Annotated in this window: 1 rRNA gene; it reads left to right on the forward strand. The window is 57.8% G+C overall.

Annotated elements, in window-relative coordinates:
* The first annotated feature begins 240 nt into the window (after window positions 1-240).
* Window positions 241-3,362, forward strand: a 23S ribosomal RNA gene (locus IEZ04_RS34205).
* Window positions 3,363-3,384: the final 22 nt, after the last annotated feature.

A 3,384-nucleotide genomic window follows, 5' to 3' on the forward strand; every position in this document is an offset into this window, starting at 1 on the left:
CGGTGCTGGTTGCTCATGGGTGGAACGTTGACTACTCGGCACGGATGGCTTGGATGGCTGCACTAGTACTGCTTCGGCGTGGAACGTGGAGGTCATCGGCTGACTGTGTCGGGCACGCTGTTGGGTGTCTGAGGGAATGAACTTCCTTCAGTTGCCGGCCCCAGTGAACTGCCGCTTCGGTGGTGGGTGATGGGTGGTTGGTCGTTGTTTGAGAACTGCACAGTGGACGCGAGCATCTGTGGCCAAGTTTTTAAGGGCGCACGGTGGATGCCTTGGCACCAGGAACCGATGAAGGACGTGGGAGGCCGCGATAGTCCCCGGGGAGTCGTCAACCAGGCTTTGATCCGGGGGTTTCCGAATGGGGAAACCCGGCAGTCGTCATGGGCTGTCACCCTTGCCTGAACACATAGGGCGAGTGGAGGGAACGCGGGGAAGTGAAACATCTCAGTACCCGCAGGAAGAGAAAACAACCGTGATTCCGGGAGTAGTGGCGAGCGAAACTGGATGAGGCCAAACCGTATGCGTGTGAGACCCGGCAGGGGTTGCGCATGCGGGGTTGTGGGATCTCTCTTCCACGGTCTGCCGGCCGTGGGACGAGTCAGAAACCGTTGATGTAGGCGAAGGACATGCGAAAGGTCCGGCGTAGAGGGTAAGACCCCCGTAGCTGAAACGTCAGCGGCTCGTTGGAGAGACACCCAAGTAGCACGGGGCCCGAGAAATCCCGTGTGAATCTGGCGGGACCACCCGCTAAGCCTAAATATTCCCTGGTGACCGATAGCGGATAGTACCGTGAGGGAATGGTGAAAAGTACCCCGGGAGGGGAGTGAAATAGTACCTGAAACCGTGTGCCTACAAGCCGTGGGAGCGTCGCACATCAGCTTGCTGGTGTGTCGTGACTGCGTGCCTTTTGAAGAATGAGCCTGCGAGTTAGCGGTGTGTAGCGAGGTTAACCCGTGTGGGGAAGCCGTAGCGAAAGCGAGTCCGAAGAGGGCGTTTGAGTTGCACGCTCTAGACCCGAAGCGGAGTGATCTAGCCATGGGCAGGCTGAAGCGGAGGTAAGACTTCGTGGAGGGCCGAACCCACCAGGGTTGAAAACCTGGGGGATGACCTGTGGTTAGGGGTGAAAGGCCAATCAAACTCCGTGATAGCTGGTTCTCCCCGAAATGCATTTAGGTGCAGCGTCGTGTGTTTCTTGCCGGAGGTAGAGCACTGGATAGGCGATGGGCCCTACCGGGTTACTGACCTTAGCCAAACTCCGAATGCCGGTAAGTGAGAGCGCGGCAGTGAGACTGTGGGGGATAAGCTCCATGGTCGAGAGGGAAACAGCCCAGAGCATCGACTAAGGCCCCTAAGCGTACGCTAAGTGGGAAAGGATGTGGAGTCGCAGAGACAACCAGGAGGTTGGCTTAGAAGCAGCCACCCTTGAAAGAGTGCGTAATAGCTCACTGGTCTAGTGATTCCGCGCCGACAATGTAGCGGGGCTCAAGCGTACCGCCGAAGTCGTGTCATTGCAGCATGAGGGCCAACGCCTGCTGTGATGGGTAGGGGAGCGTCGTCTGCCGGGTGAAGCAGCCGTGGAAGCGAGTTGTGGACGGTTGACGAGTGAGAATGCAGGCATGAGTAGCGATTCACACGTGGGAAACGTGTGCGCCGATTGACCAAGGGTTCCTGGGTCAAGCTGATCTGCCCAGGGTAAGTCGGGACCTAAGGCGAGGCCGACAGGCGTAGTCGATGGATAACCGGTTGATATTCCGGTACCCGCTGTGAAGCGTCAAACATCGAATCCAGTGATGCTAAGGCCGTGAAGCCGTTCCCTGCCGGTTTACCGTCAGGGAGAGTGGTGGAGCCGCTGACCCGAGCTGGTAGTAGGTGAGTGATGGGGTGACGCAGGAAGGTAGTCCATCCCGGGCGGTGGTTGTCCCGGGGTAAGGGTGTAGGCCGTGCGGTAGGTAAATCCGTCGCACTTGGGGCTGAGACCTGATGCCGAGCCGATTGTGGTGAAGTGGATGATCCTATGCTGTCGAGAAAAGCCTCTAGCGAGTTTCATGGCGGCCCGTACCCTAAACCGACTCAGGTGGTCTGGTAGAGAATACCGAGGCGTTCGGGTGAACTATGGTTAAGGAACTCGGCAAAATGCCCCCGTAACTTCGGGAGAAGGGGGGCCACGCCTGGTGACCGGATTTTCTCCGTGAGCTGGGGGTGGCCGCAGAGACCAGCGAGAAGCGACTGTTTACTAAAAACACAGGTCCGTGCGAAGCCGTAAGGCGATGTATACGGACTGACGCCTGCCCGGTGCTGGAACGTTAAGGGGACCGGTTAGTGCGCTTTCGGGCGTGCGAAGCTGAGAACTTAAGCGCCAGTAAACGGCGGTGGTAACTATAACCATCCTAAGGTAGCGAAATTCCTTGTCGGGTAAGTTCCGACCTGCACGAATGGCGTAACGACTTCTCGACTGTCTCAACCATAGGCCCGGTGAAATTGCACTACGAGTAAAGATGCTCGTTTCGCGCAGCAGGACGGAAAGACCCCGGGACCTTTACTACAGTTTGATATTGGTGTTCGGTTCGGCTTGTGTAGGATAGCTGGGAGACTGTGAAGCTCGCACGCCAGTGTGGGTGGAGTCGTCGTTGAAATACCAGTCTGGTCGTGCTGGATGTCTAACCTGGGTCCGTGATCCGGATCAGGGACAGTGTCTGATGGGTAGTTTAACTGGGGCGGTTGCCTCCTAAAGGGTAACGGAGGCGCCCAAAGGTTCCCTCAGCCTGGTTGGCAATCAGGTGGTGAGTGTAAGTGCACAAGGGAGCTTGACTGTGAGACCGACGGGTCGAGCAGGGACGAAAGTCGGGACTAGTGATCCGGCGGTGGCTTGTGGAAGCGCCGTCGCTCAACGGATAAAAGGTACCCCGGGGATAACAGGCTGATCTTCCCCAAGAGTCCATATCGACGGGATGGTTTGGCACCTCGATGTCGGCTCGTCGCATCCTGGGGCTGGAGTCGGTCCCAAGGGTTGGGCTGTTCGCCCATTAAAGCGGTACGCGAGCTGGGTTTAGAACGTCGTGAGACAGTTCGGTCCCTATCCGCTGTGCGCGTAGGAGTCTTGAGAAGGGCTGTCCCTAGTACGAGAGGACCGGGACGGACGAACCTCTGGTGTGCCAGTTGTTCTGCCAAGGGCATGGCTGGTTGGCTACGTTCGGGAGGGATAACCGCTGAAAGCATCTAAGCGGGAAGCCTGCTTCGAGATGAGGGCTCCCACCCACTTGATGGGGTAAGGCTCCCAGTAGACGACTGGGTTGATAGGCCGGATATGGAAGCCAGGTGACTGGTGGAGTTGACCGGTACTAATAGGCCGAGGGCTTGTCCTCAGTTGCTCGCGTCCACTGTGTT

This window comes from Streptomyces ruber (genome assembly GCF_014648075.1).
Classification (GTDB): Bacteria; Actinomycetota; Actinomycetes; order Streptomycetales; family Streptomycetaceae; genus Streptomyces; species Streptomyces ruber.